The sequence below is a fragment of the Microbacterium sp. B24 genome (assembly GCF_000333415.1).
Classification (GTDB): domain Bacteria; phylum Actinomycetota; class Actinomycetes; order Actinomycetales; family Microbacteriaceae; genus Microbacterium.
Map to the genome: position 1 here is coordinate 1 of NZ_BADB01000411.1, position 1,921 is coordinate 1,921.

The following is a 1,921-nucleotide window of genomic DNA, read 5'->3' on the forward strand; positions in this document are numbered from 1 at the left end:
GCAGGTCCGCATGCTGCGCGTCGATCCCGAGCAAGCGCTCGCGCTCGTTCAGGCGGCGTTGCGCAGCGCGCCCACCGCTTCCTGACCACTCATCCGTCCGCACGTGTCGCGAAGGGGCACGCTGAGCGACCGCACGCGACCGACGAACCCGGCCATCGGCTCGGCCGTCCGCGCTCAGCGCGCCAGCGCCCGGTCGAGCATCGCCATCACGGATGCGGTGCCGGTACGCGCCGCAGCGGTTCGCGCCTGCGCGGCGGCACGCATCGCCGACAGCGCCGTCGCGTCGTGCAGCAGCGGGACGATCTGCTCCCGCACGCGGTCGGGCGTGAAGGCAGCATCCTCGATCAGCTGCGCGGCGCCGGCGGCCACGGCGCCGCGCGCGTTGAGCGCCTGCTCGCCGTTGCCGACGGCGTACGGCACGTAGACCGCGGGGATGCCGAGGGCCGACACCTCGCTCACGGTGGCCGCACCCGAGCGCGAGACCACGAGATCCGCCACCGCGAGCGCGAGGTCCATTCGATCGAGGTAGGCGACGATGCGGTAGTCGGGGTGTCCCGGGTCGACGATCGGGTCGCGCTCCCCCGCCGCGTGCAGCAGCTGCCACCCGGCGTCGACGACCGCAGGCCACGCGTCGGCGAACGTCTCGTTCAGCCGCCGCGCTCCCAGCGATCCGCCGAAGACGAGAAGCACGGGGCGCGCCGGATCGAGACCGAAGAATCGTGCCGCGTCGTCTCGCGTCGATGCACGGTCGAGGTCGACGATCTCTGCGCGGAGCGGCATGCCGACCGTCTCGGCACCGCGCAGCGGGGTGTCGGGGAAGGCGACCCCGACGCCCGCCGCGCGCCGGGCGCCCAAGATGTTCGCCAGTCCAGGGCGCGCGTTGGCCTCGTGCACGACGTACGGCACGCCTTCGCGGCGGGCGGCGACATACGCGGGAGCCGAGGCGTAGCCGCCGAAACCGGCGACCACATCGACCCGGCGGTCACGGATGTGCCGCCGCACCTGCCCCACGGCGCGATGCCACGCCAGCGGGAACCGGAGCGCGGCGAGGTTCGGCCGACGCGGAAAGGGGACCTTGTCGACGATCAGCAGCTCGTATCCGCGTTCGGGCACGAGACGGGCTTCGAGCCCTTCGCGCGTGCCGAGGACGAGCACGGATGCCGCGGCATCCCTCTCCCGCAACCCGTCGGCGACGGCGAGCAGCGGATTCACGTGCCCGGCGGTGCCGCCGCCCGCGAGGAGATAGGTCGTCGAGGAAGCCGGCTTCGTCACCCGAGAGAGCCTACCGGCGGCGGGGCAGCGACTCAGCGGCGATCGCGGTCGAGGCGGGACCGACGGGGATCGTCCGCGCGAAGGACAGCAGCACACCGCAGGCGAACAGGACCGACAGCAGCGAGGTACCGCCCTGTGACATGAATGGCAGCGGCATCCCCAGCATCGGCAGCAGTCGCAGGACGACACCGATGTTGACGAGTGCCTGTCCGACGATCCAGACGATGATGCCGCCCGTGACGATGCGGATGAAGTGGTCGCGGGTCTTACGGATGATCTTGAAGGCGGCGATTGCGAACACCGTGAACAGCAGGATCATCACGGCGCAGCCGACGAGTCCGAGTTCCTCACCGAGGATCGCGAAGATGTAGTCGTTCGACCGGGCCGGCAGCCAGCCGTACTTCTCGCGGGAGTTTCTGAGCCCGAGTCCGAACAGTCCCCCGTTGGCGAGGGCCCACACCCCCTGCACCGCCTGATAGCAGTCACCGACGGCCGCGTTGTAGCAGTCCATCGAGTCGAAGTTGACGAAGCTGCTCATGATGCGTCCCATGCGGTTCGAGTTGGTCATCTCGAAGAACACGGCGGATGACCAGCACGACGATCAGCGGGATGATGAAGATGCGCAGCTTCACACCGGAGAAGAACAGGC

Annotated in this window: 2 protein-coding genes; both read right to left on the reverse strand. The window is 70.1% G+C overall.

Translation table 11 applies throughout. The annotated features are described in order from the left end of the window. Positions 1–174: 174 nt before the first annotated feature. Positions 175–1,272 (reverse strand): UDP-N-acetylglucosamine--N-acetylmuramyl-(pentapeptide) pyrophosphoryl-undecaprenol N-acetylglucosamine transferase, encoded by a 1,098-nt coding sequence (locus I5I_RS12245; RefSeq protein ID WP_036320007.1) that lies wholly within the window; start codon positions 1,270–1,272, stop codon positions 175–177. A 10-nt stretch (positions 1,273–1,282) separates the two neighbouring features. After that, complete coding sequence (locus I5I_RS12250) at positions 1,283–1,810, reverse strand: FtsW/RodA/SpoVE family cell cycle protein (protein WP_374699918.1); 528 nt, start codon at positions 1,808–1,810, stop codon at positions 1,283–1,285. Positions 1,811–1,921 lie beyond the last annotated feature (111 nt).